Source organism: Mycobacterium sp. B14F4, from assembly GCF_039871645.1.
Taxonomy (GTDB): Bacteria; Actinomycetota; Actinomycetes; order Mycobacteriales; family Mycobacteriaceae; genus Mycobacterium.
In genome coordinates this window covers 692,749-718,197 of the sequence record NZ_JBDPMF010000002.1, presented here as the reverse complement: position 1 = coordinate 718,197, position 25,449 = coordinate 692,749, and the positions used below count along the sequence as shown (strand labels likewise).

At 67.8% G+C, this 25,449-nt stretch carries 27 protein-coding genes; 11 read left to right on the top strand and 16 right to left on the bottom strand.

Features of this window, described 5'->3' with window-relative positions:
• Window positions 1–12: 12 nt before the first annotated feature.
• The 4 genes from ABGB19_RS08760 to fadD3 are packed head-to-tail and all read right to left on the bottom strand — an operon-like array spanning window position 13 to window position 4,594.
• A complete protein-coding gene (locus tag ABGB19_RS08760) occupies window positions 13–954 on the bottom strand; it encodes an acyl-CoA dehydrogenase family protein (RefSeq protein ID WP_347685468.1) in 942 nt (313 codons plus the stop codon).
• Complete coding sequence (locus tag ABGB19_RS08755) at window positions 951–1,907, bottom strand: acyl-CoA dehydrogenase family protein (protein WP_347685467.1); 957 nt, start codon at window positions 1,905–1,907, stop codon at window positions 951–953. The genes ABGB19_RS08760 and ABGB19_RS08755 overlap by 4 nt, the downstream gene beginning before the upstream one ends.
• A gap of 4 nt (window positions 1,908–1,911) precedes the next feature.
• Window positions 1,912–3,036: an acyl-CoA dehydrogenase family protein gene (locus ABGB19_RS08750; protein ID WP_347685466.1), complete on the bottom strand. Its 1,125-nt coding sequence runs from the start codon at window positions 3,034–3,036 to the stop codon at window positions 1,912–1,914.
• A 1-nt stretch (window position 3,037) separates the two neighbouring features.
• Entirely contained in the window at window positions 3,038–4,594 is a 1,557-nt protein-coding gene (fadD3, locus tag ABGB19_RS08745) for a 3-((3aS,4S,7aS)-7a-methyl-1,5-dioxo-octahydro-1H-inden-4-yl)propanoate--CoA ligase FadD3 (protein WP_347685465.1), read from the bottom strand.
• Between the two features lie 47 nt (window positions 4,595–4,641).
• On the opposite strand from fadD3, the gene ipdE1 reads away from it, so the two are divergent.
• From ipdE1 to fadA6, 4 genes are read left to right on the top strand one after another with little or no spacing between them, the layout of a single operon-like run.
• A complete protein-coding gene (gene ipdE1 / locus ABGB19_RS08740) occupies window positions 4,642–5,805 on the top strand; it encodes an acyl-CoA dehydrogenase IpdE1 (RefSeq protein ID WP_347685464.1) in 1,164 nt (387 codons plus the stop codon).
• Entirely contained in the window at window positions 5,802–6,590 is a 789-nt protein-coding gene (gene ipdF, locus ABGB19_RS08735) for a (5R,7aS)-5-hydroxy-7a-methyl-1-oxo-2,3,5,6,7,7a-hexahydro-1H-indene-carboxyl-CoA reductase (RefSeq protein WP_347685463.1), read from the top strand. The genes ipdE1 and ipdF overlap by 4 nt, the downstream gene beginning before the upstream one ends.
• Window positions 6,587–7,186, top strand: a complete 600-nt coding sequence (gene kstR2 / locus ABGB19_RS08730) for a TetR family transcriptional regulator KstR2 (protein ID WP_347685462.1) — start codon at window positions 6,587–6,589, stop codon at window positions 7,184–7,186. The genes ipdF and kstR2 overlap by 4 nt, the downstream gene beginning before the upstream one ends.
• 7 nt (window positions 7,187–7,193) lie before the next feature.
• Window positions 7,194–8,366: a steroid 3-ketoacyl-CoA thiolase FadA6 gene (gene fadA6, locus ABGB19_RS08725; RefSeq protein WP_347685461.1), complete on the top strand. Its 1,173-nt coding sequence runs from the start codon at window positions 7,194–7,196 to the stop codon at window positions 8,364–8,366.
• A gap of 15 nt (window positions 8,367–8,381) precedes the next feature.
• On the opposite strand, the gene ABGB19_RS08720 is transcribed toward fadA6, so the two are convergent.
• From ABGB19_RS08720 to echA20, 7 genes are read right to left on the bottom strand one after another with little or no spacing between them, the layout of a single operon-like run.
• A complete protein-coding gene (locus ABGB19_RS08720; RefSeq protein ID WP_347685460.1) occupies window positions 8,382–9,497 on the bottom strand; it encodes an NDMA-dependent alcohol dehydrogenase in 1,116 nt (371 codons plus the stop codon).
• 57 nt (window positions 9,498–9,554) lie between these two features.
• Window positions 9,555–10,280 (bottom strand): hypothetical protein, encoded by a 726-nt coding sequence (locus tag ABGB19_RS08715; protein WP_347685459.1) that lies wholly within the window; start codon window positions 10,278–10,280, stop codon window positions 9,555–9,557.
• The gene (locus ABGB19_RS08710) at window positions 10,277–10,930 is read right to left on the bottom strand and encodes a SatD family protein (RefSeq protein ID WP_347685458.1); all 654 of its coding nucleotides are present in this window, start codon (window positions 10,928–10,930) and stop codon (window positions 10,277–10,279) included. Before ABGB19_RS08710 ends, ABGB19_RS08715 begins: the two co-directional genes overlap by 4 nt.
• 43 nt (window positions 10,931–10,973) lie before the next feature.
• Window positions 10,974–12,044 (bottom strand): (3aS,4S,5R,7aS)-5-hydroxy-7a-methyl-1-oxo-octahydro-1H-indene-4-carboxyl-CoA dehydrogenase, encoded by a 1,071-nt coding sequence (gene ipdC, locus ABGB19_RS08705; RefSeq protein ID WP_347685457.1) that lies wholly within the window; start codon window positions 12,042–12,044, stop codon window positions 10,974–10,976.
• On the bottom strand, window positions 12,041–12,787 hold the full coding sequence (ipdB, locus tag ABGB19_RS08700) for a cholesterol ring-cleaving hydrolase subunit IpdB (protein ID WP_347685456.1): 747 nt from the start codon (window positions 12,785–12,787) through the stop codon (window positions 12,041–12,043). Before ipdB ends, ipdC begins: the two co-directional genes overlap by 4 nt.
• Window positions 12,787–13,662: a cholesterol ring-cleaving hydrolase subunit IpdA gene (ipdA, locus tag ABGB19_RS08695; RefSeq protein ID WP_347685455.1), complete on the bottom strand. Its 876-nt coding sequence runs from the start codon at window positions 13,660–13,662 to the stop codon at window positions 12,787–12,789. The genes ipdB and ipdA overlap by 1 nt, the downstream gene beginning before the upstream one ends.
• Window positions 13,659–14,414: a (7aS)-7a-methyl-1,5-dioxo-2,3,5,6,7,7a-hexahydro-1H-indene-carboxyl-CoA hydrolase gene (echA20, locus tag ABGB19_RS08690; protein WP_347685454.1), complete on the bottom strand. Its 756-nt coding sequence runs from the start codon at window positions 14,412–14,414 to the stop codon at window positions 13,659–13,661. The genes ipdA and echA20 overlap by 4 nt, the downstream gene beginning before the upstream one ends.
• 109 nt (window positions 14,415–14,523) lie before the next feature.
• Here echA20 and ABGB19_RS08685 point away from each other — a divergent pair, with 109 nt between their 5' ends.
• On the top strand, window positions 14,524–15,264 hold the full coding sequence (locus tag ABGB19_RS08685) for an SDR family oxidoreductase (RefSeq protein WP_347685671.1): 741 nt from the start codon (window positions 14,524–14,526) through the stop codon (window positions 15,262–15,264).
• Between the two features lie 17 nt (window positions 15,265–15,281).
• Window positions 15,282–16,187, top strand: a complete 906-nt coding sequence (locus ABGB19_RS08680) for an SDR family oxidoreductase (protein WP_347685453.1) — start codon at window positions 15,282–15,284, stop codon at window positions 16,185–16,187.
• An 8-nt stretch (window positions 16,188–16,195) separates the two neighbouring features.
• On the opposite strand, the gene ABGB19_RS08675 is transcribed toward ABGB19_RS08680, so the two are convergent.
• The 4 genes from ABGB19_RS08675 to ABGB19_RS08660 form a co-directional block, all read right to left on the bottom strand.
• On the bottom strand, window positions 16,196–17,482 hold the full coding sequence (locus ABGB19_RS08675) for a histidine phosphatase family protein (protein ID WP_347685452.1): 1,287 nt from the start codon (window positions 17,480–17,482) through the stop codon (window positions 16,196–16,198).
• 92 nt (window positions 17,483–17,574) lie between these two features.
• On the bottom strand, window positions 17,575–18,024 hold the full coding sequence (locus ABGB19_RS08670; RefSeq protein WP_347685451.1) for a nitroreductase family deazaflavin-dependent oxidoreductase: 450 nt from the start codon (window positions 18,022–18,024) through the stop codon (window positions 17,575–17,577).
• A gap of 36 nt (window positions 18,025–18,060) precedes the next feature.
• Window positions 18,061–18,786: a hypothetical protein gene (locus ABGB19_RS08665; protein WP_347685450.1), complete on the bottom strand. Its 726-nt coding sequence runs from the start codon at window positions 18,784–18,786 to the stop codon at window positions 18,061–18,063.
• Entirely contained in the window at window positions 18,783–19,238 is a 456-nt protein-coding gene (locus ABGB19_RS08660; RefSeq protein WP_347685449.1) for a nitroreductase family deazaflavin-dependent oxidoreductase, read from the bottom strand. The genes ABGB19_RS08665 and ABGB19_RS08660 overlap by 4 nt, the downstream gene beginning before the upstream one ends.
• 55 nt (window positions 19,239–19,293) lie before the next feature.
• Between ABGB19_RS08660 and ABGB19_RS08655 the strand changes: the two genes are divergently transcribed.
• The gene (locus tag ABGB19_RS08655; RefSeq protein ID WP_347685670.1) at window positions 19,294–19,677 is read left to right on the top strand and encodes a hypothetical protein; all 384 of its coding nucleotides are present in this window, start codon (window positions 19,294–19,296) and stop codon (window positions 19,675–19,677) included.
• Between the two features lie 17 nt (window positions 19,678–19,694).
• Here the strand turns inward: ABGB19_RS08655 and ABGB19_RS08650 are convergent, their stop codons facing one another.
• Window positions 19,695–20,858 carry a steroid 3-ketoacyl-CoA thiolase gene (locus tag ABGB19_RS08650; RefSeq protein WP_347685448.1) on the bottom strand — a complete coding sequence of 388 codons (1,164 nt, stop codon included), beginning with the start codon at window positions 20,856–20,858 and terminating at the stop codon, window positions 19,695–19,697.
• A gap of 129 nt (window positions 20,859–20,987) precedes the next feature.
• Between ABGB19_RS08650 and ABGB19_RS08645 the strand changes: the two genes are divergently transcribed.
• The 4 genes from ABGB19_RS08645 to ABGB19_RS08630 are packed head-to-tail and all read left to right on the top strand — an operon-like array spanning window position 20,988 to window position 25,434.
• Window positions 20,988–22,253, top strand: a complete 1,266-nt coding sequence (locus ABGB19_RS08645) for a cytochrome P450 (protein ID WP_347685447.1) — start codon at window positions 20,988–20,990, stop codon at window positions 22,251–22,253.
• 24 nt (window positions 22,254–22,277) lie between these two features.
• Window positions 22,278–23,285, top strand: a complete 1,008-nt coding sequence (locus ABGB19_RS08640; protein ID WP_347685446.1) for an acyl-CoA dehydrogenase family protein — start codon at window positions 22,278–22,280, stop codon at window positions 23,283–23,285.
• The gene (fadE29, locus tag ABGB19_RS08635) at window positions 23,276–24,439 is read left to right on the top strand and encodes an acyl-CoA dehydrogenase FadE29 (RefSeq protein WP_347685445.1); all 1,164 of its coding nucleotides are present in this window, start codon (window positions 23,276–23,278) and stop codon (window positions 24,437–24,439) included. Before ABGB19_RS08640 ends, fadE29 begins: the two co-directional genes overlap by 10 nt.
• A 29-nt stretch (window positions 24,440–24,468) precedes the next feature.
• Window positions 24,469–25,434: a bifunctional MaoC family dehydratase N-terminal/OB-fold nucleic acid binding domain-containing protein gene (locus tag ABGB19_RS08630; protein WP_347685669.1), complete on the top strand. Its 966-nt coding sequence runs from the start codon at window positions 24,469–24,471 to the stop codon at window positions 25,432–25,434.
• Window positions 25,435–25,449 lie beyond the last annotated feature (15 nt).

The following is a 25,449-nucleotide window of genomic DNA, read 5'->3' as shown; positions in this document are numbered from 1 at the left end:
ACATGGACAACGCTAGAGCACCTCGGATTCGAGCCGGCGCAGGTGCTCGCGCGGCGGCCCGAGGAGCTGCGCGCTGCCATGTGCGCGCTTGAAGTACAGCTGAATGTCGTGTTCCCAGGTGATCGCGATGCCGCCGTGCAACTGGACCGCCTCGCCGGCGACCTTGGAGAAGGCCTCGCTGGCCGAGAACCGCGCCAGCGCAGCCGATGTGGGCGACGGGTTGGCGATTGCCTCGTCGACGACAGCACGCGCGGACTGCACCGCGACGTACAGATCGGCCATGCGGTGTTTGAGTGCCTGGAAGCTGCCGATCGGCCTGCCGAACTGGACGCGGTCCTTGGTGTACTGCACGGTCAGATCCAGGCATCGCGAGGCCGCGCCGATCTGCTCGGCGGCCAGCAGCAGTGCGGCGGTATCGGCCAGACCGGGGTCCGCGCCGATGTCGGTTCTGTCGCCGCCGTCAAGCCGGGCCAGCCGCCGGGTGGGATCCATCGCGACGACGGGCTCGGCGGTGAACCCCGTCCAACGGTGCAGCCGCTCACCGTCGGCGGCGACCACGACGTCGGCGACATCGCCGTTGACGACGAACTTGCTGTCGAACACGACCGCCCCGACCTTGACGCCCTCAGCGAGTGCCTCCAAAGCGTCGGCGTCGGGCTCGTCGGCGGCCAGCAACGCCAGCTCGGCCAGGATGGTGCCGAACAGCGGGGTGGGCACCAGCGCGTTGCCGAGTTCGGCGAGCACGACGGCCGCGTCGGCGAGTTCGCCACCCGCGCCGCCGAGATCCTCGGGCACGACCAGCGCCGCGGCGCCGACCTGCTCGCACAGCATTTTCCATAGCGACTCGTCGTATCCGCGCTCCGACTCCATCGCCTCGCGAACCGTCGCAGGCGACGCGTGCTTGTCGACGAGCGCGGCGACCGTTTCGCGCAGCAGCTGACGTTCTTCGCTCACGAGAGGGCCTCCAATACCCGCTGCCGGTGCACGGTGGGATCGCCCCATGCCGAATGCAGCGCCTGCACGCGCAGCAGCCACAGGGACAGGTCGTGCTCCTGGGTGAACCCGATCGCGCCGTGGGTCTGCAGCGCCGAACGCGCCGCCAGCAGTGCAGCGTCGGCGGCGGCGACCTTGGCCGCGCTCACATCGCGCGCGGTATCCGTCGAGTCGTCCGCCAGTGACAGCGCCGCGCCGTACACCAGCGGACGGGCCAGCTCGACAGCGATGTGCACGTCGGCGAGCTTGTGCTTGATCGCCTGGTAGCTGCCGATCACGTTGCCGAACTGGCTGCGCTGTTTGGCGTACTCGACCGACACGTCGAGCATCGCCTGGCCGGCGCCGACCAGCTGGGCGGCCGTGGCCAGCGCGCCGAACTCGTAGGCGCGCGCCACATCGGCCGGCCTGGCCGCACCGGAAGCATTGACGTCGAACAGTTTTCGGCTCGGGTCGACCGACTCGTGCCGCGCACCCGCGGTGCCGTCGCGGACTTCGCCGTTGGCGCCCACCAATACCAGCCCCGCGCTATCCGCGTCGACCGCGCGCGGCGCGTGCGGTGGCAGGGCGACCGTCGCGATCAGGTCACCGGCAGCCAGTGCGGCGCTGCGGTCGTCGTCGGCGAGCAGCACCGGTGCGACGGCGATGGATTCGACCACCGGGCCAGGTACGCACCAGCGCCCGAGCCGCTCCATCGCTACAACCAGATCGACGGGATGCGCCTCGATGCCGTCGAACCTCTCCGGCACCGAGAGCGCGGTCACGCCGAGATCGGCCAGTTGTGCCCACACCTTGCGGCCGGGAGCGGTGTCGCCCGCCGCCCAGGCCCGGATCGCGCCCGGCAAATCGGCGGCGCCCAGCGCGGCGTCGATGCTGGCCGCGAAGTCACGCTGCTGTTCGTCCAATTCGAAGTTCATGAGTCTACTTTCGGGGAAGTCCCAGAAGCCGTTCGGCGATGATGTTGCGCTGAATCTCGTTGGTGCCCGCGTAGATCGGGCCTCCCAACGCGAAGAGCAATCCGTCGGTCCACATGTCGACGAGCTCGCCGTCGACGCCGCGCAGGTCGAGTGCGGTCTGGTGGATCGCGACATCGAGGTCGGACCAGAACACCTTGGTCACCGACGACTCGGCGCCCAGTTCACCGCCTGCGGCGACCCGGGTGACGGTGCCGAACGTGTGTAACCGGTACGCTTGCGCCTTGATCCAGGCGTCGGCGACGCGCTCGGCATACGCGGGGTTGCGGTCTTCGGCCCACTCGCCGACCAGCCGTTCGGCGGGGGCAAGGAAGCGGGCGGGGCTGCGCAGCGACATGCCGCGCTCGTTGCTCGACGTGCTCATCGCCGCGCGCCACCCGTCGTGCACCTCGCCGATGACGTCGTTGTCCGGCACGAAGACGTCGTCGAGGAACACTTCCCCAAAGCCGGTGTCGCCGCCCAACTGTGCGATGGGACGCACGGTGACGCCGTCGGCCTTGAGGTCGAACATGAAATACGTCAGACCCTTGTGCCGCTGCGCCTCCGGGTCCGACCGGAACAGTCCGAACGCCCGTTCGCCGAAGGGTGCGCGTGAACTCCAGATCTTCTGCCCGTTGAGCAGCCAGCCGCCGTCGGTCTTGGTGGCAGTCGACCGCAGCGAGGCCAGGTCGCTACCCGACTCCGGCTCCGACCACGCCTGCGCCCAGATCTCCTCGCCGCTGGCCATTTTCGGCAGCACGCGGTCGAGTTGTTCCTGGGTGCCGTGCGTGAACAGCGTCGGCGCCAGCATCGAGGTGCCGTTGGCGCTGGCGCGGCCCGGTGCACCCGCCCGGAAGTACTCCTCCTCGTAGACCACCCACTGCAGCAGGGTGGCGTCGCGGCCGCCGTACTTCTCGGGCCAGGTGATCACCGACAGTCCGGCGTCGAACAGCACCCTGTCCCAGCGGCGGTGCTGTTCGAAACCCTCGGCGGTGTCGTAGGACTTCGTCGGAAACGCGTCGGTGTTCTTCGCCAGGAACTCGCGCACCTCGGCCTGAAAATCACACGTGACGTCGTCGAAAGTCAGGTCCATGTCAGGCCCTCTCACTGTGTTGGCGCAAGAGGGGCTTGACCACCTTGCCGCCCGGATTACGCGGCAGCGCGTCGAGGAACTCGACCGAGCGTGGCGTCTTGAAGTTCGCCAGATGCTGCCGGGTGTAAGCGATTACCGCTTCTTCATTCAGTTCGGCGCCCGGCTTGGTCACGATGAACGCCTTGCCCACTTCGCCGAGCCGTTCGTCGGGCACCCCGATCACCGCGGACTCGGCCACACCGTCCAACCGGGCCAGCACCTGTTCGATCTCGGCGGGATAGACGTTGAAGCCACCGCAGATGTACATGTCCTTGAGCCGGTCGGTGATGCGCAGGTTGCCGTGCTCGTCGAGCGTGCCGACATCGCCGGTGTGCAGCCAGCCGTCGGTGTCGATCGCCGCCGCGGTGGCCTCCGGGTCGTCGAGGTAACCCAGCATCACGTTCGGGCCGCGCAGCAACACCTCGCCCACGCTCGTCTCATCACCGCCCGGCCCGGCTCCGGCTATGCGCAGTTCGAATTCCGCTATGGGCCGGCCGCAGGTGGTGGCGACAGTGACCGCGTCGTCGTCGGCCCGGCACATGGTGCCGAACCCGCTGGCCTCGGTCAGGCCGTAGGCAGTCAGCACGACATCGATGTCCAGTTCGGTCTGCATCCGTTCGATCAGCACCACCGGGATCGTCGCCGCACCGGTGACCGCGAAGCGCAGCGAGGACAGGTCGTAGTCGGCGCGCTTGGGGTGGTCCAGCAGCGTCTGGTAGATCGTCGGCGGACCCGGCAGCACGGTGATGCGGTGTTCGGCCACCGTCGCCATCGCCTGCTCTGGGTCGAACGTCAGCTGCGGGATGAGCGTGGCGCCGGTCTGCAGGCAGGCCAGGATGCCGGCCTTGAAGCCGAAGTTGTGGAAGAACGGGTTGATGCACAGGTAGCGGTCGTCGCTGGTGAGTTGTCCGCAGGCCGCCCAGGCGGCCGACGCGTCGAGCGACTGCCGGTGCGCGCACAGCACACCCTTGCTGCGGCCCGTGGTGCCCGAGGTGAACAGGATGTCGGACACGTCGTCGGGTTGGACGGCTCCGGCGCGGGCATCGACCGCGTGGAGGTCTGTGCCCGCGGCGATGAACTCATCCCAGGTGCCGTCGTCCTTCTCGATCGGGACGCGCACGATGTGCCGCAGATCCGGCAGCGCGTCACGGTCGACGGACGCGGCCTTGTCGGCGCCGAGGAACTCGCCCGAGGCGAACAACAGCGGCGCACCGGTCCGGGCCAGGATGTCGGTGGCCTCGCTCGCGGTGTAGCGGGTGTTGAGCGGCACGACCACGCCGCCGGCGTAGTGCGTGGCGAGGCATGCCACCACCCAGTGCCAGGTGTTGGGCGACCAGATCGCGACGCGGTCGCCCGCGTTGATCCCGCTGCCGACCATCGCCGCGGCCGCGCGGCGGACCTCGTCGCGCAGTTCCGCGTAAGTGATGCTGCGATGGTCGGTGACCAGCGCTTTGTGGTCGGAAAACCGGTCGGCGATCCGGTCCAGGACCCCAGGAGTGGTCCGCGGATCGTCCCTCATCGCTGCTCCTCTAACAAAGCAAGTGCTTGGTAGGTTAGCCTACAGGGGTGATTGAGGTCGAGGAGTTCCGGGCCGAGGTCCGTGACTGGCTCGCCGACAACCTCGTCGGCGAGTACGCCGCGCTGAAGGGCCTCGGCGGACCCGGGCGCGAGCACGAGGCGTTCGAGGAACGGCGGGCGTGGAATCAGCATCTGGCGGCGGCCGGGCTGACGTGCCTGGGCTGGCCCGAGGAACACGGCGGGCGCGGGTTGTCGGTCGCGCACCGGGTGGCGTTCTATGAGGAGTACGCGATCGCGAACGCCCCGGCGAAGGTCAACCACTTCGGCGAGGAACTGCTCGGCCCGACCCTGATCGCCTACGGCACGCCCGAGCAGCAGCAGCGCTTCCTGCCGAAAATCCTCGACGTCACCGAACTGTGGTGCCAGGGCTATTCCGAGCCCGGCGCCGGCAGCGACCTGGCGAATGTGGCGACGACCGCCGAACTCGACGGCGACCAGTGGGTCATCAACGGGCAGAAGGTGTGGACGTCGCTGGCGCACTGGGCGCAGTGGTGTTTCGTCGTCGCGCGCAGTGAGAAGGGGAGCAAACGGCACGCGGGGCTGTCGTTCCTGTTGGTCCCGCTGGATCAGCCCGGGGTGGAGATCCGCCCGATCGTGCAACTGACCGGTGACTCGGAGTTCAACGAGGTGTTCTTCGACGACGCCCGCACCGACGCCTCGCTGGTGGTCGGCGAGCCCGGTGACGGCTGGCGCGTGGCGATGGGGCTGTTGACGTTCGAGCGCGGCGTCTCGACGCTCGGACAGCAGATCGAGTACGCCCGCGAATTGTCCGGTGTCGCGGAGTTGGCGAAACGTACCGGCGCCGTGGACGATCCGCTGATCCGCGAGAGGTTGACGCGGTCATGGGCGGGGCTGCGCACCATGCGGTCGTACGCGCTGGCGACCATGGATGTGGAGCAACGAGGCGGCACGGCCGCCGGAAAAGACTCAGTCTCGAAGCTGTTGTGGGCCAACTGGCATCGTGAACTGGGTGAGATCGCGATGGAGGTGCTCGGTCGCGAGGGTCTGACGCTGGACGACGGCGAGTTCGACGAGTGGCAGCGGTTGTATCTGTTCTCGCGGGCCGACACCATCTACGGCGGTTCGAACGAGGTGCAGCGCAACATCATCGCCGAGCGAGTGCTCGGCCTACCGCGAGAGGTCAAGGGTTGAGTCTTTCTGAAGCACCGAAAGAGATTGACGGACACGGCCTTCTGACCGGCAAGGTCGTCGTCGTGACGGCGGCCGCCGGGACCGGGATCGGCTCGGCGGTGGCGCGGCGGGCACTGGCCGAAGGGGCCGACGTCGTCGTCTCCGACCATCACGAACGGCGGCTCGGTGAGACCCGCGACCAGTTGGCAGAACTCGGGTTGGGTCGCGTCGAGAGCGTGGTGTGCGACGTGACGTCCACCGCTCAGGTGGATGCGCTCATCGCGTCGACCACGGCGCGGATGGGCCGGTTGGACGTGTTGGTCAACAACGCCGGTCTCGGCGGGCAGACACCCGTCGTCGACATGACCGACGAAGAGTGGGACCGCGTCCTCAACGTGACGCTGACGTCGGTGATGCGCGCGACACGCGCGGCGCTGCGTTACTTCCGCGAGGCCGACCACGGCGGCGTCATCGTCAACAACGCCAGCGTGTTGGGTTGGCGCGCACAGCATTCGCAGTCTCATTACGCGGCGGCCAAGGCCGGCGTGATGGCTCTGACACGGTGCAGCGCGATCGAGGCCGTCGAGCACGGCGTGCGGATCAACGCGGTGTCGCCCAGCATCGCCAGGCACAAGTTCCTCGAGAAGACCAGCAGCTCCGACCTGCTGGACCGGCTTTCCGAGGGCGAGGCCTTCGGCCGGGCGGCGGAGCCGTGGGAGGTCGCGGCCACCATCGCATTCCTGGCCAGCGAATACTCCAGCTACCTGACCGGAGAAGTGATCTCGGTGTCGAGCCAGCACCCATGACCTCACCCGCAACGAGCCAGCCGGCCAGTCGACGCGACGAGCTTCTCGAGCTTGCCGCGGCGATGTTCGCCGAGCGCGGGCTGCGGGCGACCACGGTGCGCGACATCGCCGACTCGGCGGGGATCCTGTCCGGCAGCCTGTATCACCACTTCGCCTCCAAGGAGGAGATGGTCGACGAGGTGCTGCGCGGGTTCCTGGACTGGCTGTTCGCGCGCTACCAGCAGATCGTCGACACCGAACCCAACCCCCTCGAACGCCTCAAGGGGCTGTTCATGGCGTCGTTCGAGGCGATCGAGCACCGGCACGCACAGGTCGTCATCTACCAGGACGAGGCCAAGCGACTCGCGGGCCAGGAGCGCTTCTCCTACGTCGAGCAGCGCAATCAAGAGCAACGCAAGATGTGGCTGGACCTGCTCAACCAGGGCATCGAGGAGGGCTACTTCCGGCCCGACATCGACGTCGACCTGGTCTACCGGTTCATCCGCGACACCACCTGGGTTTCGGTCCGCTGGTATCAACCGGGCGGGCCGCTGACAGCCGAGCAAGTCGGCAGCCAATATCTGTCGATCGTTCTCGGCGGCATCACGAGGGAATGAGGAACCCATGACTGCAACATCACAGGCCTACGTCATCGACGCCGTGCGCACCGCCGTCGGCAAGCGCAACGGATCACTGGCGGGTGTGCACCCCGTCGACCTCGGCGCCACTGTGTGGCGCGGGCTGTTCGAGCGTGTCGACGTCGACCCGGGCGCGGTCGACGACGTCATCGCCGGCTGTGTCGACGCCATCGGAGGCCAAGCCGGCAACATCGCCAGGCTGTCGTGGCTGGCCGCCGGCTACCCCGAAGAGGTGCCCGGCGTCACCGTCGACCGGCAGTGCGGCTCCAGCCAGCAGGCCATCTCGTTCGGTGCGCAGGCGATCATGTCCGGCACCGCCGACCTGATCGTCGCGGGCGGTATGCAGAACATGAGCCAGATCCCGATTTCCTCGGCGATGATCGTCGGTGAGCAGTTCGGTTTCACCTCTCCGACAAACGAATCCAAGAGCTGGCTGCACCGCTACGGCGATCAGGAGATCTCCCAGTTCCGGGGGTCCGAGCTGATCGCCGAGAAGTGGGACCTGTCACGTGAGGAGATGGAGCAGTACGCACTGACCAGCCATCAGCGCGCGCAGGAGGCGATCCGCTCCGGCCACTTCGAGAACGAGATCATCGGAGTCCCGGTCGATGGGACTGGTTTCATCACCGACGAGGGTCCGCGCGATACCTCTCTGGAGAAGATGGCCGGGCTCAAGACGCTGGTCGACGGCGGCCGGTTGACCGCGGCGATGGCGAGCCAGATCTCCGACGGCGCCAGCGCGGTGCTGCTCGCCTCGGAAAGCGCGGTGCAGGCGCACAATCTCAAGCCGCGCGCCCGCATCCACCACATCAGCGCCCGCGGCGCCGACCCGGTGTTCATGCTGACCGGTCCGATTCCCGCCACCGAGTACGCGCTGAAGAAGACCGGACTGTCGATCGACGACATCGACACCGTCGAGATCAACGAGGCGTTCGCGCCCGTCGTGATGGCGTGGCTCAAGGAGACCGGCGCCGACCCCGCGAAGGTCAACCCTTCCGGCGGCGCGATCGCCCTCGGCCACCCGCTGGGCGCCACCGGCGCCAAGCTGTTCGCCACCATGCTGAACACCCTGGAGCGCACCGGCGGCCGCTACGGCCTGCAGACGATGTGCGAGGGCGGCGGTACGGCCAACGTCACGATCATCGAGCGGCTCCAATAGTCGCGGACACGGACGCTAGTGGTCGTGGATGACCACGCCGCGGATGTTGCGGCCGGCGAGCATGTCGTCGTAGGCGTCGTTGATGTCGTTCAGCTTGTATTCCGCGGTGACGGTCTCGTCGAGCAGCAGCTTGCCGTCGCGGTAGAGGTTGAGCAATCGCGGGATGTCCGCGCGCGGGTTGGCCTCTCCGTAGAGGCTGCCGAGCAGTCGCTTCTGGAACAGCGTCATCATCGCCATCGACAGGGTGGGCGTCACGTCGGCCATCGAGGCGATCGCGGTCATCACGACCGCGCCGCCCTTGCGGATGATGTTGAGCGACTCGTCGATCATCCGGCCCTCGAGCACACCCATGGTCAACATCGCCGAGTCGGCCATCACGCCGCGCGTCAGTTCGGCGACCAGAGCCGTCGCCTCCTCCATCGATGTGACGAAGTGCGTGGCGCCGAACTGGAAAGCCTTGTCCCGCTTGGCCTCGACGAGCTCCACGACGACGATGTGCTCGGCGCCCGCCAGCCGCGCGCCCTGAATGGCTCCGCTGCCGATACCGCCGCAACCGATGATCACCACGGTGTCGCCCGGGCTCACGTCGGCGGTGTTGACCGCCGAGCCCCATCCGGTCATCACGCCGCAGCCCAGCAGGCACGCCCGCGCCAGCGGTAGGTCGTCGTCGACCTTGACGACGGACGCCTCCGACAGCGTGCCGTACTGCGAGAAGCTGCCGACGCCCGACAGGATGCCGACGTCCTTGCCACGGACCTTGCGCCGGTACGTGCCGTCGGACTGGACGCCGATGAGTATCAAGGCGCCCAGGTCGCAGAGGTTCTGATGCCCGCTGGCGCACCAGCGGCAGCGGCCGCAGGCCGGCAGAAACGACGTGACGACGTGGTCGCCGACCGTGAGGTCCCGAACGCCGGGCCCGACCTCCTGCACGACGCCCGCGCCCTCATGGCCGCCGATGATGGGCAGCGGCACGCCGGCGAAATCGCCGGTGACGACATGGTGATCCGAATGGCACAGACCGGTGGCCTCGAACGAGATGAGTACCTCACCCTCCTTCGGCCCGTCGAGGTCGACCTCCTCGATGCTCCACTGTTCGTTGAGTCCCCACAGCACGGCGGCGTTCGTCTTCATGGCCGCGAGTGTAGGAAAAAGCAGGCCCGGATTCCGGCGAATCGAAAGGCTTACTGTTTAGTGTGCGAGAACGAGGCCGCCGAGAGCGACGATCCAGCTTGCGAAGCTGCCGACCAGGAAGTACTCCGTGACGTCATCGATGCCGATGTGCCCGTTCTCCCGGGCCTTCGACGCGTTGATCTCCGGGAACCGGATGATGCTCTTGGCCGCGACGACGGCCGTTGCCGCCGCGAGCTGACCGGCCAGGCCCAGCCCGAGGATCAGCACCCGCTCCATGGGCCCGAGCAGCCGGCCGCCCTTCAGCCGGTCCGACGGCTGGGGTTCGCCCGCCGGCTTCACCGCCCCGACCGAGGCGAGCACCAGCCGCACCAACTGGTTGCCCGTCACCAGCTGCATCAGCATCACGCCGACGATCATCAGCAGCCGGTCGCCGGACACGTCGATACCGACCCACGACGGCCACCGACCCACCAGCGCCGCGACGTCAGAGCCCCAGCCCGACAACAGGACCAGCACCGCGACCGCAACGCCGAACACCATCAGCGGGGCCAGTTGGCCCCGACCCGTGCGCTCGGCGCGCGCACACAGCATCACCCAGCCGACGCCGGCCACCGCCGCGACGACCAACAACACGATGTCGCCGAGACGCCACAGGCCGGCCAGTGCCGCGCACCCGACGACAACGGCCGGGCCCACCACTGCGGGCACCCACACCCGGTCGGTCAACCGCCGGATGATGTCGGCGGCGCCCATCGCGATCAGCATCACCGCCAGCGCGCTCACGGCACGCTCCGCAGGTAGCGCGAAGCCACGACGATCAGGTCCAACCCGTCGCGCCCGGCGCGCTGGGAGACGGCCGAGGCGCTGACGCCCTCGGCCGCCGCGATGTCCTTCTTCGTCTGATCGGTCAACAGGCCCTTCACGATTCGCAGGGATCGGTCATCGAGTGATCCAAGCAGATGGTCCCGACACACCAGGGCCGCGTTGATGGCGTCGGTGTCCTGCCGAGTCGCGGGAGCGGCCCGGAACGCGGTGCGCACCAGCGCCAAGCCAGGCTGGCGTTGGGCCGCGGCGGTCCACTCGATCGCCTCGCGGGCCGCCCACCATCCCGGTCCGTCCTGGATGCCCGAATCCGGATCGAGTACCGTCACCGCCCCCCAGCCGAGGCCGAACCGCACGTCGAGGTCCGGCGTGACCGCCAACCGGATCGTCAGCGCCGCGTCGATCGCCTCGCCGACGGACGGGTAACTGCCCTGGAACTCGTCGCCGACGGTGAACGCCGGCGGGTCGATCGCGCGGGCGCCGACGTTACCGAGCGCGCGGTCGAGTGTGCGGTGGGCCGAGGCGCGGTCGGCGACACGGCGCGAGCCCACCACGTCGCCGATCAGCGTGGCGCGAGCATGTGATGAAGCTCTTGGCTTCACCTTCGACATATGAAGAGTATAGCTTCATATTGCGAAAATTAAGCAGAAGCCTTCACTCGATCAGCCCGGCGGCCGCCTGCAGATGCTTGACCGCATCGGCGACGATCGACTCGACCAGCTCCTCGCATGACGGCAGGTCGTCCAGGATGCCCGCGACCTGCCCGGAGGCGAGCACGCCCGCGTCGGTGTTGCCCTCGACCAGCCCGGCTTTCAACAGCATCGGAGTGTTCGCGGCCATCACGACCTGCGACCATGTCAGCTCTTTACCGTGCCGCATCTCGAGGCCGTCGCTGATCATCGACCGCCACGTCATACCGGACATCTTCTTGAACTTCTGCGCGTTGCGGACCGCCGCCGAGAAGCCGCGCAGCCGCGAGCCGCTCTCCAGCTTCTCCACCAGCCCGGTTCGCAGCACCCGGTGCGGCATGCCGTCGACGCGCGTGGAGACGACGGTGCCGTCCAGGCCTGCCTCCAGGTAGCGGCGCTTGACCGCCTCGGGCACCGTGGAATCGGAGGTCAACAGGAACCGGGTGCCCATCGCGACACCCGCCGCGCCGTAGGACAGCGCCGCCGCGAGACCGCGACCGTCGAAGAAGCCGCCCGCGGCGACGACCGGCATGCCGGAGTCGGCGACCGCGTCGAGCACCGACGGCAGCAGCAGGGTGGTGGCGATCGGGCCGGTGTGCCCGCCGCCTTCGCCGCCCTGCACGATGACGGCATCCGCGCCCCAGCCGGCGACCTTCTTCGCATGCTTGGCCAAGCCGACCGACGGGATGACCACGACGCCGGCGTCTTTGAGCTTCGCGATCAGATCCGGCTTGGGGGCAAGGGCGAAGGAGGCGACTTTGACTCCCTCGCGGATCAGGAGGGCGACGCGCTCGTTCGCGTCGCCGGCGTCGGCGCGGATGTTGATGCCGAAGGGCTTGTCGGTCGCGCTCTTGACCCTGGTGACGGCGGTCTGCAGTTCGTCGAGCGTCATGGTCGCCGACGCCAGGATGCCCAGGCCGCCGGCGTTCGACGTCGCCGACACCAGCCGCGCGCCTGCGACCCAGCCCATGCCGGTCTGCACCACCGGATGCTCGATACCGATGAGGTCGGTCAGCGGGGTGCGCAGCCTGCTCATGCCCGTACTTCCCTGTCGCGCAGGCTTTTCGGATCGATCACTTCGCGGATCAGCCGCTGCTCCTCCTCGGTGGGCAGCCGTGTCTCCTGGGCCGCGTCCAGGCCGTGCACCTCGAACGAGGTGTTCTCGGCGACGTGCTCGGCCTCGACCCCCGGATGCAGCGAGACCGCGCGCATCTGATGGTCGGGCCCGTTGAAGTCGAACACGCCGAGGTTGGTCACCACCCGGGAGACGTTGACGAACCGATAGGCCGGATTGGCCGGGTCGACCTTGTCCCAGCCGATGCCCGACACGATGTCGACTTCATTGCCGAACACCCGCTTGGAGTGGTTGCCGACCCAGTAGCTGGTGGCGTGGTTGATGGTGTTGCCCGGCGCTCCGCGCACACCGAACATCTGGCGGGTCGGGTGCTGCAACGGACCGAACGCCGAGAGATTCTGATTGCCGTAGCGGTCAATCTGGTTGGCGCCCATGACGACATGGCGGCGGCCCCAGGCCAGTGTCTCGAAGACGCGGCCGAACGGCATCCAGCCTTCGATGGCGCCGGCCACCCCGAGCGCCGGCGTGTCGGCGAGCAGCCGCGCCTCACCGTCGGTGAGCAGGATGTCGGGGGAGAACGTCAGACGGGCCAGTCGGGCGCCGATCGACACCATGGTGGCCATCGGGCTGACCATGATCTCACCGGCGTCGCGGAACAGCTCCGCGCACGCGACGGCGCATACCTCGGCGCGGGTCACCGACATCACTGTTGCTCCTGGAATTTGCGCACGGCCGCTTGGTAATCGGCCTCGCTGCCGGACAGATAGGTGTCGACGAACTGCTGCCACGTCTCCGCGGAGCCCGCGGCCTCGGCGTAGTGCCGCTGGAACTTCTCGTCGCGGCGGTAGTCCGGCTCGGCGGTGGTGAAGTGTGCGCCGTTCGGGGCCTCGACGACGGTGTCGACCATCATCCGGTTCACCAGCAGTGCCTGCGGCGGCACCGCCTTGACCAGTTCGTCGGTCGAGACCACCCGCTCCACCGAGAGGAACCGCCGCTCGGCGGCCATCAGGTACAGATCGTCGAAGTAGGGGTCGATGCCGGTGTAGGCCGCGTTGCCCTGTGTGTCACCGAGATTCATGTGCACGAACGCGGCGTCCAACGTCAGGGCGGGCATCGCCACGAGCTCCTCGTACCCGTCGCCGGTGGGGTAGGGCGACGTCACGGTCTTGAGCTCGTCGCCCCAGAAGGTCCGCACATCGCTGCCCAGTCCGGCCCGGATCGGCAGGAACGGCAGCCGTTGTGCGGCGGCCTGCAACCCGCAGCGCAGCATGCCCTCGTCCATCTCGCGGGCCTCGATCGCGCCGGACGTGCGCGCCTTGGCGAACCACGGGTCGTAGAACGGCGGCGAGTCCAGCGACACGAAGCCGTAGTAGGCGCGCTTGACCTTGCCCGCCGAACACAGAAGCCCGAGATCGGGCCCGCCGTAGGTGACCACCGTGAGGTCGGTGACGTCGGTGCGCAGCAGGGCCCGCACCAACGCCATCGGCTTGCGGCGCGATCCCCAGCCGCCGATGCCAATGGTCATCCCGCTGCGGATCTGCGCGACGGCGTCGTCGAGAATCGTTCGCTTGTCGCTCATTTGGTGCCCTTTTTCGTGCCGGCGAACGCGTCGCGATGCTCGTCGGACACCCCGGCGAGGTTCAGCTCGAACGTGAAGCCCTGCTCCATGCGGTAACTCGAGTTCACCTTCTGGACGTCGATGAGGTTCAGTGCCTCCTTCGCCGCGCGGATCACCCGCGTGTCCTTGGCGGCGATGTCGCGCGCCACCCGCAGGGCGGCCTCGTCGAGGTCCCCGCGCGGGACCACCTCGTGCACCGAGCCGAAGTGGTGCAGGGTCGCGGCGTCGACGGTGGCGGCGGTGAAGAACAGGCGCCGCATCATGTGCTGCGGCACCAGCCGCGACAGGTGCGTCGCCGCGCCGAGCGCGCCGCGCTCGACTTCGGGCAGACCGAACGTGGCATCGTCGGAGGCGACGATGACGTCGGCGTTGCCCACCAGGCCGATGCCACCGCCGACGCAGAAGCCGTTGACGGCGGCGATGACGGGCACCGCGCACTCGTACACCGCGCGGAACGCTTCATAGCAGCCGCGATTGGCGTCGATCAGCGCGGTGAAGCCCTCGGTCTTCTGCATCTCCTTGATGTCCACACCGGCGTTGAAGCCGCGGCCCTCGGCCCGCAGGATGACCGCGTGCGTGCTCATGTCGCGTCCGGCCGCGATGAGCGCATCGGCGAGTTCGAACCACCCGCGCGACGGGATCGCGTTGACGGGCGGGTAGTCGACGGTCACCGAGACGATGCCCGGTTCCACGGTCTCTGTGGTGATCGGCATGCAAACTCCTGGGTCGCTACCTAAGCAAGCACTTGCTTGGTACGCTAGCACAGTGACTGACGCCGTCGACAGTGCCTCCGGGGCTGCCTCTCGGGCCATCCGTTTCGCGTTGCAGGGTCGCATCGTCCTCATCACCGGGGGCGTGCGCGGTGTGGGGGCCGGTATCAGCAAGGTCTTCGCCGACCAGGGGGCGATCGTCGTGACGTGTGCGCGCCGACCGGTCGAGGGCCTGCCGTACGAGTTCCGGCCGTGCGACATCCGTGACGACGAGGCCGTCGAGGCGATGGTCGGCGGGATCGTCGCCGATCACGGTCGCCTCGACGTCGTGGTCAACAATGCGGGCGGCTCGCCGTACGTCCTCGCCGCCGAGGCGTCGGCGAAGTTCAGCCGAAAGATCGTCGAGTTGAATCTACTTGGGGCGTTGTCGGTTTCGACGCATGCCAACGCCGTCATGCAGAACCAGGCGGCCGGCGGGTCGATAGTCAACATCACCAGCGTCAGCGGCAGGCGACCCACCCCGGGCACCGTCGCCTACGGCGCCGCCAAGGCCGGTATGGAGAGCATTACCAGCACCCTGGCGGTGGAGTGGGCGCCCAAGGTCAGGGTCAACTCCGTCGTGGTCGGCATGGTCGAGACCGAACAGTCCGAGTTGTTCTACGGAGACGCCGATTCGATCGCGGCGATCTCCCGCAATGTGCCACTCGGGCGGCTGGCCAAGCCGCAGGACATCGGCTGGGCGGTAGCCTTCCTCGCCTCCGACGCGGCCTCCTACATCAGTGGTGCCTCGCTGGAAGTGCACGGCGGCGGCGAGCCACCGCACTACCTCGCAACCACCACCGCGATCAACTAGCCAAGGAGACAACGAATATGGGACTGCTCGACGGCCGCGTGGTCATCGTCACGGGTTCGGGTGGCGGAATCGGTCGCGCCCATGCGCTGGCCTTCGCCGCCGAAGGCGCCCGAGTCGTGGTCAACGACATCGGTGTCGGATTGGACGGGTCGCCCGCCGGCGGCGGCAGCGCTGCGCAGAGCGTGGTCGACGAGATCACCGCCGCAGGAGGCGAAGCCGTTGCCAACGGGGCGAACGTCGCCGACTGGGCGCAGGCCGAGGGGCTGATCCAGGCCGCGGTCGACACTTTCGGCGGGCTCGACGTACTGGTCAACAACGCGGGCATCGTGCGCGACCGGATGTTCGCCAACACCAGCGAAGAGGAGTTCGACGCCGTCGTCGCCGTCCACCTCAAGGGGCACTTCGCGACCATGCGGCACGCCGCGACGTACTGGCGCGCTCAGTCCAAGGCGGGCAACACCGTGGACGCCCGCATCGTCAACACCAGTTCCGGTGCGGGGCTGCAGGGCAGTGTGGGACAGGCGAATTACAGCGCCGCCAAGGCGGGCATCGCGGCGATGACGCTGGTCGCCGCGGCCGAGATGGGCCGCTACGGCGTCACCGTCAACGCGATCGCGCCGTCGGCGCGCACCAGGATGACCGAGACGGTGTTCGCCGAGATGATGTCGACCCAGGACAAGGACTTCGACGCGATGGCGCCGGAGAACATCTCGCCGCTGGTGGTATGGCTCGGCAGCGTCGAGTCCAAGGACGTCACCGGCCGGATGTTCGAGGTCGAGGGCGGCATCGTCCGGGTGGCCGAAGGGTGGGCACACGGTCCGCAGATCGACAAGGGTGCGCGCTGGGACCCGGCCGAACTCGGACCGGTGGTGCGAGATCTGCTGGGCAAGGCGCGCCCGCCGGTGCCCGTCTACGGCGCCTGATCGCTAGCTCACGCGGCTTCCTGTTGTGAAGCGGTGGTACCGGTTTCGGTGCCACCGCCGTCCGTCGGTTCCTCGTTGTCCACCGAGGAGTCGGCGGCGTCCTCGGTGGCCTCGGTGACGTCGTCGGCGGCTTCGTCGTCGGCGGTGTCAGCGGACCGGTTCTCGGTGCCCGTCGGCTTCTCGCCGGGTTCGGCCTTGTTGCCATCGGTCAGATCTGTTGCACCGTTGGACTTTTGACTTCTCGACGTCATGGTGGTGACGGTGGTCGTCTCGGTTTCACCGGCGTCGTCGGCCTGACGTGTCACGGTGGGCTCGTCGTCGGCCGACCCGTGCTCGGCTGGGCCGGTCAGCGCGCCGGCGGGTGGCTGCTGATCCACCGTGACGGTGTCGGCCCCGCCGACCGAATCGACGATGTCGGTCACCATGTCGGGCACGAAACCGATGACGGTCCGCGCGACGTTGATGATGCCGTCGCGCACGGCATTCGCCAGCGCCCCGATGTCGCCGGTGGCGAATGCCTGCCCGATGTCGTAGAGCGCGGTCTGCGGCGCGACCATCAGGTTTCGGACGTTGACGAACAACTCGATCGGCAGCGACGGTTCGGCTGCGACGGGAATGCCGGCCCAGCTCACCAGCGTCCAGCCGTCCTCGGGACTTCCCTCGATCACCACCTGCTCGGTGTTGCCCAACTGGTGGGAAAGCAGAAGCCCGAGATCGGGGTTGTCGACGTTCATCATCGTCCAGAACATGATCGTCGCCCCGTGCGAGAACGCCACGGCATTCTCGTCGCCGTTGGCGTAGATGTGTTGTAAGGCCCCGTCCACGCGGGCGTCGAACGCGTTGCCGTCCTCCCCGCCCAGTATCGGCACGAAGCGGGCGCCCAGCAGCCATGCGATCGGCGCCAGTGCATAGCCGAGGCGGCCCAAGCCCTCGTCCTCCGACGAGCCCTCGAAAATGCCGGCCGAGATCTCCCGCAGGCCGGGCAGGATCTCGTACTGCGTTCCCAGTAGGTCCATCAACGGCTGTGCCGTCTGCTGGGTTCGCAGCATCGAGGACACATAGAAGCCGTCGTAACCGTTGGCCGCCAACACCGGGGCCAGCGCCTCCGCATGCTGTTGGCCCAGCGGGCTGAGCCCGGGACCGGGCACCGACGTGTCGATGACCCCGTCGGCGTTGGATTGGGATTCGGCATGGCGCACGAAGGTCAGCGTCATCGCCCAGGCCGGAACCGCCGCGACGAAGAAGATCAGCGCGGCGCAGATGGCCGCAACAATGATTCGAAGGGATCGCCGCATCACGAACTCCGTCCGTCGCCCCCCCGTGCCTGCCCGCACACGGTACGTCGCCGGATATGGCGGTGGGGTCAAATCCCGGAAATGCCCCGGGGCTAGGACGCCCGCGGTTCGCACACCACCAGGGGGATCACCCGGTCCGCCGTCTCGCGGTAGTTGCGATACGGCGGGTACATCCTGATCAGCCTGGGCCAGTACTGCTTTCGCTCTTCGACGGTGGCGTCGCGAGCGGTCATGTCCAGGTGCTCGCCGCGGATCTGGAGATGCACCTGAGGGTTGGCCTTCAGGTTGCGGTACCACAGCGGGTTGTGGTCACGCCCGCCGAACGACGCGGGCAGCATCACCCGGTCGCCGTCCCGCAAGTAGAGCGTCGGGGTCGTCCGCGGTTGACCGCTCTTGCGTCCTTCGGTGGTCAACAACGCGGCGGGGAACCACAGCAGCCGCGAACCGAGTTTGCCGCCGGTCCTCTGATAGACGGCGATGTGCGCGCGCGAGAAGTACTTGAGTGCCAGCGCGAGCACGCCCGAGTTGCGAACGTCTGCCATGGTCGGTTACTTACCGCGCGAGGCGAAGCGCAAACACTACTTCTTGGTGCGGCGGCTACCGCCGTGCCAGTCCGCCTCGACGCCAATGGAATCCGGGTCGGCGCCCAGTCCGACTAGTTGCGGACGTTCACGCAGGCTGCGCTTGAGTTCGGCGAAACCGGGGAACGCGGCCAGCGCGACGACGTGGTCCCACAGGTCCGCGGCGGCGTCCGCGGCGGGCAGTCGGCTGATGACCGGGCCGAAAAACGCCGTCCCACCCGGCGGCTGGAAGTGCAGGATCGGGGTGCCGACGTCGCGACCCGTCAGTGCCAGCGCCTCGTCGGTCTCGGTACGGATCTCGTCGTCGAGCGAGGTGTCGTCGAGCGCATCGGCCAGTTCGCTCGGCAGGCCCGCGTCCTGCAGGGCGGACTCGACCAGGGCACGCGCGGCTTGTGCGTCGGCCGGCCTGGCGCTGGCCCCGCGCTCGTCGAACAGGCGGGTTCCGATGGCCGCATACAGCGGTCCGACGGCCTCGCGACCCCGCTCGGCACGCGTCCGCGCAGCGACGCGCAGCAACCTCAGGCCGGCGGTATGCCCGGCTTCGTAGTCCGGCGGGAAGTGCGTCGCGTAGTCGACGTCGGCGTTGACGATGCGCAGCGAGATGAACCGCCAGTCGACGCGGTAGCCGCGCTGGTCGGCGACGATGCGCACCCATTTGCTGGTGAGCCAGGCGAACGGACACACCGGATCGAAGTAGAAGTGCAGGTCGGCGTCCGCGGTCACGGTTCGCAGACCACCAGCGGGATCACGCGATCCGTCCACGACTGGTAGTTCTCGTAGGTCGGATACATCTCGACCAGTCGGGGCCAGTACTTCGCGCGTTCCTCTTCGGTGGCGTCGCGCGCGGTCAGGTCGAGCACTTCGCTCTTGATCTGCACCTGAACCTTGGGGTCGGCCTTGAGGTTCAGGTACCACATGGGGTGCTTGTCGCTGCCGCCCTTGGACGCGGCCACCACGACGGTGTCGCCGTCGCGGTGAAAGTACAGCGGGCTCACCCGCGGCTCGCCGGTCTTGCGCCCGGTCGTCGTCAACAGTGCGACGGGGATGCCCTGGAAGTCACTGCCGAACCCTTCACCGCCGCTGCGGCGGTACATGTAGGTGTTCAGCCGTGACATCCACTTGATGAAGAAGTCGGCGGCCTTGGTGTCCATGAAGCGCGGGCGGGACTTCGGCATGCCGATCATCCTAGGCAGCGCGGCGCTGCGGCCCTATGCTTCGGCCGTGGCTTCAATCCCGCAGATCCCGGATACCGCCCGCATCGCCGCTGCAGACGCCTACATCGATGCGCTGGCCAGCCACAGTGCCGAGGAGGTTCCGTTCGCGCCCGACTGCGTCCGGATCGAGGTGGGCCTGAAGACGGGCTTCTCCGGCTACCATCTGCGCCGCAGTCTCAACCGCGGCCCGCAGTACCGGGTGATCGCCGCGACCACCGACCGCGATTTCCGCGTCGAGGGTGACCACGTGCACGCCACCTTCACCGTCGAGACCAAGACCAAGATCGCCGGCCGCCGGGTGGTGGCCTACGTCGACGAGACGTTCCTCATCCCGGCCGACGACGGTCGCATCCACCACATCCGGGCCCGCATCCGCCCGGCCCTGCGGCGCGAGTCCTGACCGCGAGCAGAAGCAGGCTAGATGCGCTCGATGATCGTGCCGGTGGACAGCGCACCACCCGCGCACATCGTGATGAGCGCGGTGCTCTGGTCGGTGCGCTCCAACTCGTGCAGCGCGGTGGTGATGAGCCGGCTGCCGGTGCTGCCCACGGGGTGACCGAGCGCGATCGCGCCGCCGTTGACGTTGACCTTGTCCATGTCGGGGTTGTGCACCCGCGCCCACGACAGCACCACCGACGCGAACGCCTCGTTGATCTCGGTGATGTCGATGTCGCCCATCTTCATTCCGGCCTTCTCGAGCACCTTCGCGGTGGACTGCACGGGTCCGTCGAGGTGGTAGTACGGCTCGGCGCCGACCAACGCCTGGCTGACGATCCGGGCCCGGGGCCGCAGGCCGAGCGCGCGAGCCTTGTCCTCGTCCATCCACAGCACCGCCGCGGCGCCGTCGGAGATCTGCGACGAGGTGCCCGCGGTGTGGATGCCGTCCTCGATCACCGGCTTGAGCGAGGCGAGACCTTCCATCGTCGTGTCGCGCAGACCCTGATCGCGGGTGACGACGTGCCGCTCGCTGGTCGGCTGCTTCTGCTCGTCGAGTACCGGCGCCTCGATCCCGCTGATCTCGCGGTCGAACCGGGCTTCGGCCCACGCCTGCTTGGCTTTACGCTGCGACTCGAAGCCGAGCTCGTCGATGTCTGCGCGAGTGATGCCGCGCCGCTTGGCGATTCGCTCGGCGGCGGTGAACTGGTCGGGCAGGTCGATGTCCCACGAGGCGGGCCGCAGGATGCCGCGGTCGGGCCCGGCGTTGGCCCCCAGGCCGACCCGGCTCATCGCCTCGATGCCGCAGGCGATGCCGATGTCGATGGCACCCGCGGCGATGAGGCCGGCGATCAGGCCGTTGGCCTGCTGCCCGCTGCCGCACTGGCAGTCGACGGTCATCGCGCCGACGTGGTCGGGCAGGCCGGCAACCAGCCAGCTCACCCGGGTGATGTTGTTGGACTGCTCGCCGTACTGTGTGACGCAGCCGCCGATGACCTGCTCGACGTCTCCGGCGTCGATGCCGGCCTTCTCGACCAGAGCCTTCTGCGTCGCGCCGAGCAACTCGGTGGCGTGCATGCCGGACAGCCAGCCGTTGCGCTTTCCGATGGGGCTGCGAGTGGCTTCAACGATGACAGGGTTACCCATTCCGTCAGGCTAGAACACGTTTCATTACTCTGACAAGCAAGGATGGTGACCTGCCTTTTATCTGCGCAGAAGGCATGTTTTACTGGCACTAGAACACGTTGCAATTCACGTTCCAGAGGAGCTCACACTGTGTCGTCCCCACATGGGAACCCCCCTAACATCCCGGCCGACTTCGACTTCCTCGACCCCGACGTCAACCTCGCGGGACTGCCCGTCGAGGAACTCGCCGAGTTGCGTAAGTCCGAGCCCGTGCACTGGGTCGACGTGCCCGGCGGCACGGGGGGCTTCGGTGACAAGGGCTACTGGCTGGTCACCAAGCACGCCGACGTCAAAGAGGTCTCCAAACGCAACGACATCTTCGGCAGCTCGCCGGACGGCGCGATCCCGGTGTGGCCGCAGGACATGACCCGTGATGCCATCGACTTGCAGCGCAACGTGCTGCTCAACATGGACGCACCGCAGCACACGCGGCTGCGCAAGATCATCTCGCGTGGTTTCACGCCGCGCGCCGTCGGGCGACTGGAGGAGGAGTTGCGGCTCCGCGCCCAGAAGATCGCCGAGACGGCCGCCGCGCAGGAGACGGGCGACTTCGTCGAGCAGGTGTCCTGCGAGCTCCCGCTTCAAGCCATCGCCGGTCTGCTCGGCGTCCCGCAGGAGGATCGCGACAAGCTGTTCCGCTGGTCCAATGAGATGACCGCAGGCGAGGACCCGGAGTACGCCCACATCGATCCCGCGCAGTCCTCGATGGAACTGATCATGTACGCGATGAAGATGGCCGACGAGCGGAGCAAGAACCCGACCGACGACATCGTCACACAACTGATCGAGGCCGATATCGAGGGCGAGAAGCTCTCCGATGACGAGTTCGGCTTCTTCGTGGTGATGCTGGCGGTGGCGGGCAACGAGACGACCCGCAACTCCATCACCCACGGCATGGTCGCCTTCTCCCAGAACCCCGACCAGTGGGAGCTTTACAAGCGCGAGCGCCCGGAGACGGCTGCCGACGAGATCGTGCGCTGGGCCACTCCGGTTTCGGCGTTCCAGCGCACCGCCCTCGAGGACGTCGAGTTGGGCGGCGTGCAGATCAAGAAGGGCCAGCGGGTGGTGATGTCCTACCGGTCGGCCAACTTCGACGATGAAGTCTTCGACGACCCGCACACGTTCAACATCCTGCGCAGCCCCAATCCTCACGTCGGCTTCGGCGGAACCGGCGCCCACTACTGCATCGGCGCCAACCTCGCGAAGATGACCATCAACCTGATCTTCAACGCGATCGCCGACACCATGCCCGACCTCAAGCCGATCGGTGAGCCCGAGCGGCTGAAGTCGGGCTGGCTCAACGGCATCAAGCACTGGCAGGTGGACTACACCGGCAAGTGCCCCGTCTCGCACTGACCTTTTGGATCGAGGAGGATTCGGGTGGACTTCAGTCCAGACGAAGGGCAGCGGGCTGTCGCCGACGTGGTGACGTCGGTGCTGACTCGCGACAACAGCTGGGACGCGCTGGTTTCCGGTGGGGTGACCGCGCTGGCGGTCCCCGAGCGGCTCGGTGGCGACGGCGTCGGGCTGCCCGAAGTGGCGACGGCGCTGACCGAGATCGGCAGGCACGGCACCGTCAGCCCGGCGTTGGCCACGCTCGGCCTCGGGCTGTTGCCCCTGCTCGACCTGGCATCGGAGGAACAGCAGGATCGCTACCTCGCCGGCGTGCCGAAGGGCGCCGTGCTGACCGCCGCGCTCAATGAACCGGGCGCGCCGATGCCCGACCGGGCCGCGGTGACGCTCTCCGACGACAGACTCAACGGCACCAAGGTCGCGGTGCCCTACGCCGAGCAGGCGGACTGGCTGCTGGTCACGGCCGACAGCGCAGTGGCGGTGATCTCGCCGACGGCCGACGGTGTCGAGATGACGAGGACCCCGACGTCCAACCACGGCGACGAATACTCGGTCACCTTCACCGACGCCGCGGTCGACGGTGTGCTCGACGGCGCGTCCGCCCGACGGGTCAACCAGCTGGCGCTGGCCGCGATCGGCGCGTTCGCGTCGGGGCTGGTCGCGGGAGCGCTGCGGCTCACCGCCGACTACGTGGCCAACCGCGAGCAGTTCGGCAAGCCGCTGTCGACGTTCCAGACGGTCGCCGCCCAGCTCGCGGAGATCTACATCGCCTCGCGCACACTGACGTTGATCGCCTCGTCGGTGGCCTGGCGGTTGTCGGAGGGCCGTGACGCCGACGACGACATCGACATCCTCGGCTATTGGCTCGCCTCGCAGGCTCCCCCGGTGATGCAGCTGTGCCATCACCTGCACGGCGGCATGGGGATGGACATCACCTATCCCATGGACCGGTACTACTCCACGATCAAGGACCTCGCCCGGCTGGTGGGCGGGCAAGCGCACCGGCTCGACCTGGTAGGAGCGCAATGTTCATAGACCTGACACCCGAGCAGAAGCAGCTGCAAGCCGAACTGCGGCAATACTTCTCGAATCTCATCTCGCCCGAAGAGGCCGAGGAGATGGAGAAGAACCGGCACGGCAAGGCGTATCGCGCGGTCATCAAACGGATGGGCTCGGACGGCAAGCTCGGCGTCGGCTGGCCCAAGGAGTTCGGCGGTCTCGGCTACGGCCCGATCGAGCAGTCGATCTTCGTCAACGAGGCCCATCGCGCCGATGTGCCCTTGCCCGCCGTCACCCTGCAGACCGTCGGGCCGACCTTGCAGCAGTACGGCAGCGATGAGCAGAAGAAGAAGTTTCTGCCCGGAATCCTCTCGGGTGACATCCATTTCGCGATCGGATACTCCGAGCCGGAGGCGGGCACGGACTTGGCGTCGTTGCGCACCGCAGCGGTTCGCCAGGGCGACGAGTACATCGTCAACGGCCAGAAGATGTGGACCACCGGCGGGCACGACGCCGACTACATCTGGCTGGCCTGCCGCACCGATCCGGAAGCGGTCAAGCACAAGGGCATCTCGATCCTCATCGTCGACACCAAGGACCCCGGGTATTCCTGGACGCCGGTCATCCTGTCCGACGGCGCGCACCACACCAATGCCACCTATTACAACGACGTCCGGGTACCCGCCGACATGCTCGTCGGCGAGGAGAACGGTGGCTGGAAGCTGATCACCACCCAGCTCAACAACGAGCGCGTGATGCTGGGCCCGGCGGGCCGCGTCGCCATGCTCTACGACCGGGTGCACGCGTGGGCGTCGAAACCCGGTGGCAACGGCGACATCCCGCTCGATCACGACGACGTCAAGCGCTCGCTCGGTGAGCTCAAGGCGATGTGGCGGGTCAACGAACTGCTCAACTGGCAGGTGGCGGCGGCGGGGGAGACCATCGACGTCGCCGATGCGGCGGCGACCAAGGTGTTCGGCACCGAGCGGATTCAGTACGCGGGCCGCCTCGCAGAGGAGATCGTCGGCAAGTACGGCAATCCCGCCGAGCCCGACACCGCCGAACTGCTCGAGTGGTTGGACTCGCAGACCAAACGCAATCTGGTGATCACGTTCGGCGGAGGTGTCAACGAGGTGATGCGGGAGATGATCGCGGCGGCGGGCCTGAAGGTCCCGAGGGTTCCCCGGTGAGCGTCGATGAGCGCTTGCGCGAAGAGCAAATGACCATCGAGGACATCAAGGCGGCCGCCGAGCGCGTCAAGGCCGAGGGCAAGAGCAAGCCCAGGGTCGGCCGGCACCCGGTCAACCAGCCGATGATCGACCACTGGCTCGACGCGATGGGCGACAAGAACCCGATCTACGTCGACGATTCGGCGGCCAAGGCGGCCGGCCATCCCGGTGCCGTCGCACCGCCCGCCATGATCCAGGTCTGGACGATGATGGGCCTCGGCGGAGTCCGTCCCGACGACGACCCGCTCGGCAAGATCCTCGAGTTGTTCGACGAGGCAGGCTATATCGGCGTTGTCGCGACGAACTGCGAGCAGACCTATCACCGGTATCTGCGCGTCGGCGAGGAGGTCAGTGTCGCGGCCGAACTGACCGATGTGGTCGGCCCGAAGAAGACGGCGCTCGGCGAGGGCTTCTTCATCACGCAGCGCATCACCTGGCAGGTGGGCGACGAAGACGTCGCCGAGATGATGTGGCGGATCATGAAGTTCCGGCCCGCCGGCGAAGACGAGGCCGCCGCCGGGTCGGCGGTGCCGGACGACCTCGATGCCGACTCGATGATGCGGCCGGCGTCCTCACGCGACACCAAGTTCTTCTGGGACGGGGTGAACGCCCACGAGCTGCGGATCCAGAAGCGTCCCGACGGCACGCTGGTCCATCCCCCGGTGCCTGCGCTGTGGCAGGACAGGGAGACGCCCACGGAGTACGTCGTCGCCAGCGGTAAGGGCACGGTGTTCAGCTTCGTGGTGCACCATGCGCCCAAGGTGCCCGGCCGCACACTCCCGTTCGTCATCGCCCTCGTCGAACTCGAGGAGGGCGTGCGGATGCTCGGACAGCTCCGCAACGTCGACCCGGCCACTGTGGACATCGGAATGCCCGTTCGCGCAACGTATATCGACTTCCCAGAGGGAGACTCCGGTCCGGCGTGGACCCTGTACGCGTGGGAGCCCGCCTCATGAGCGCCCCCACCAGCC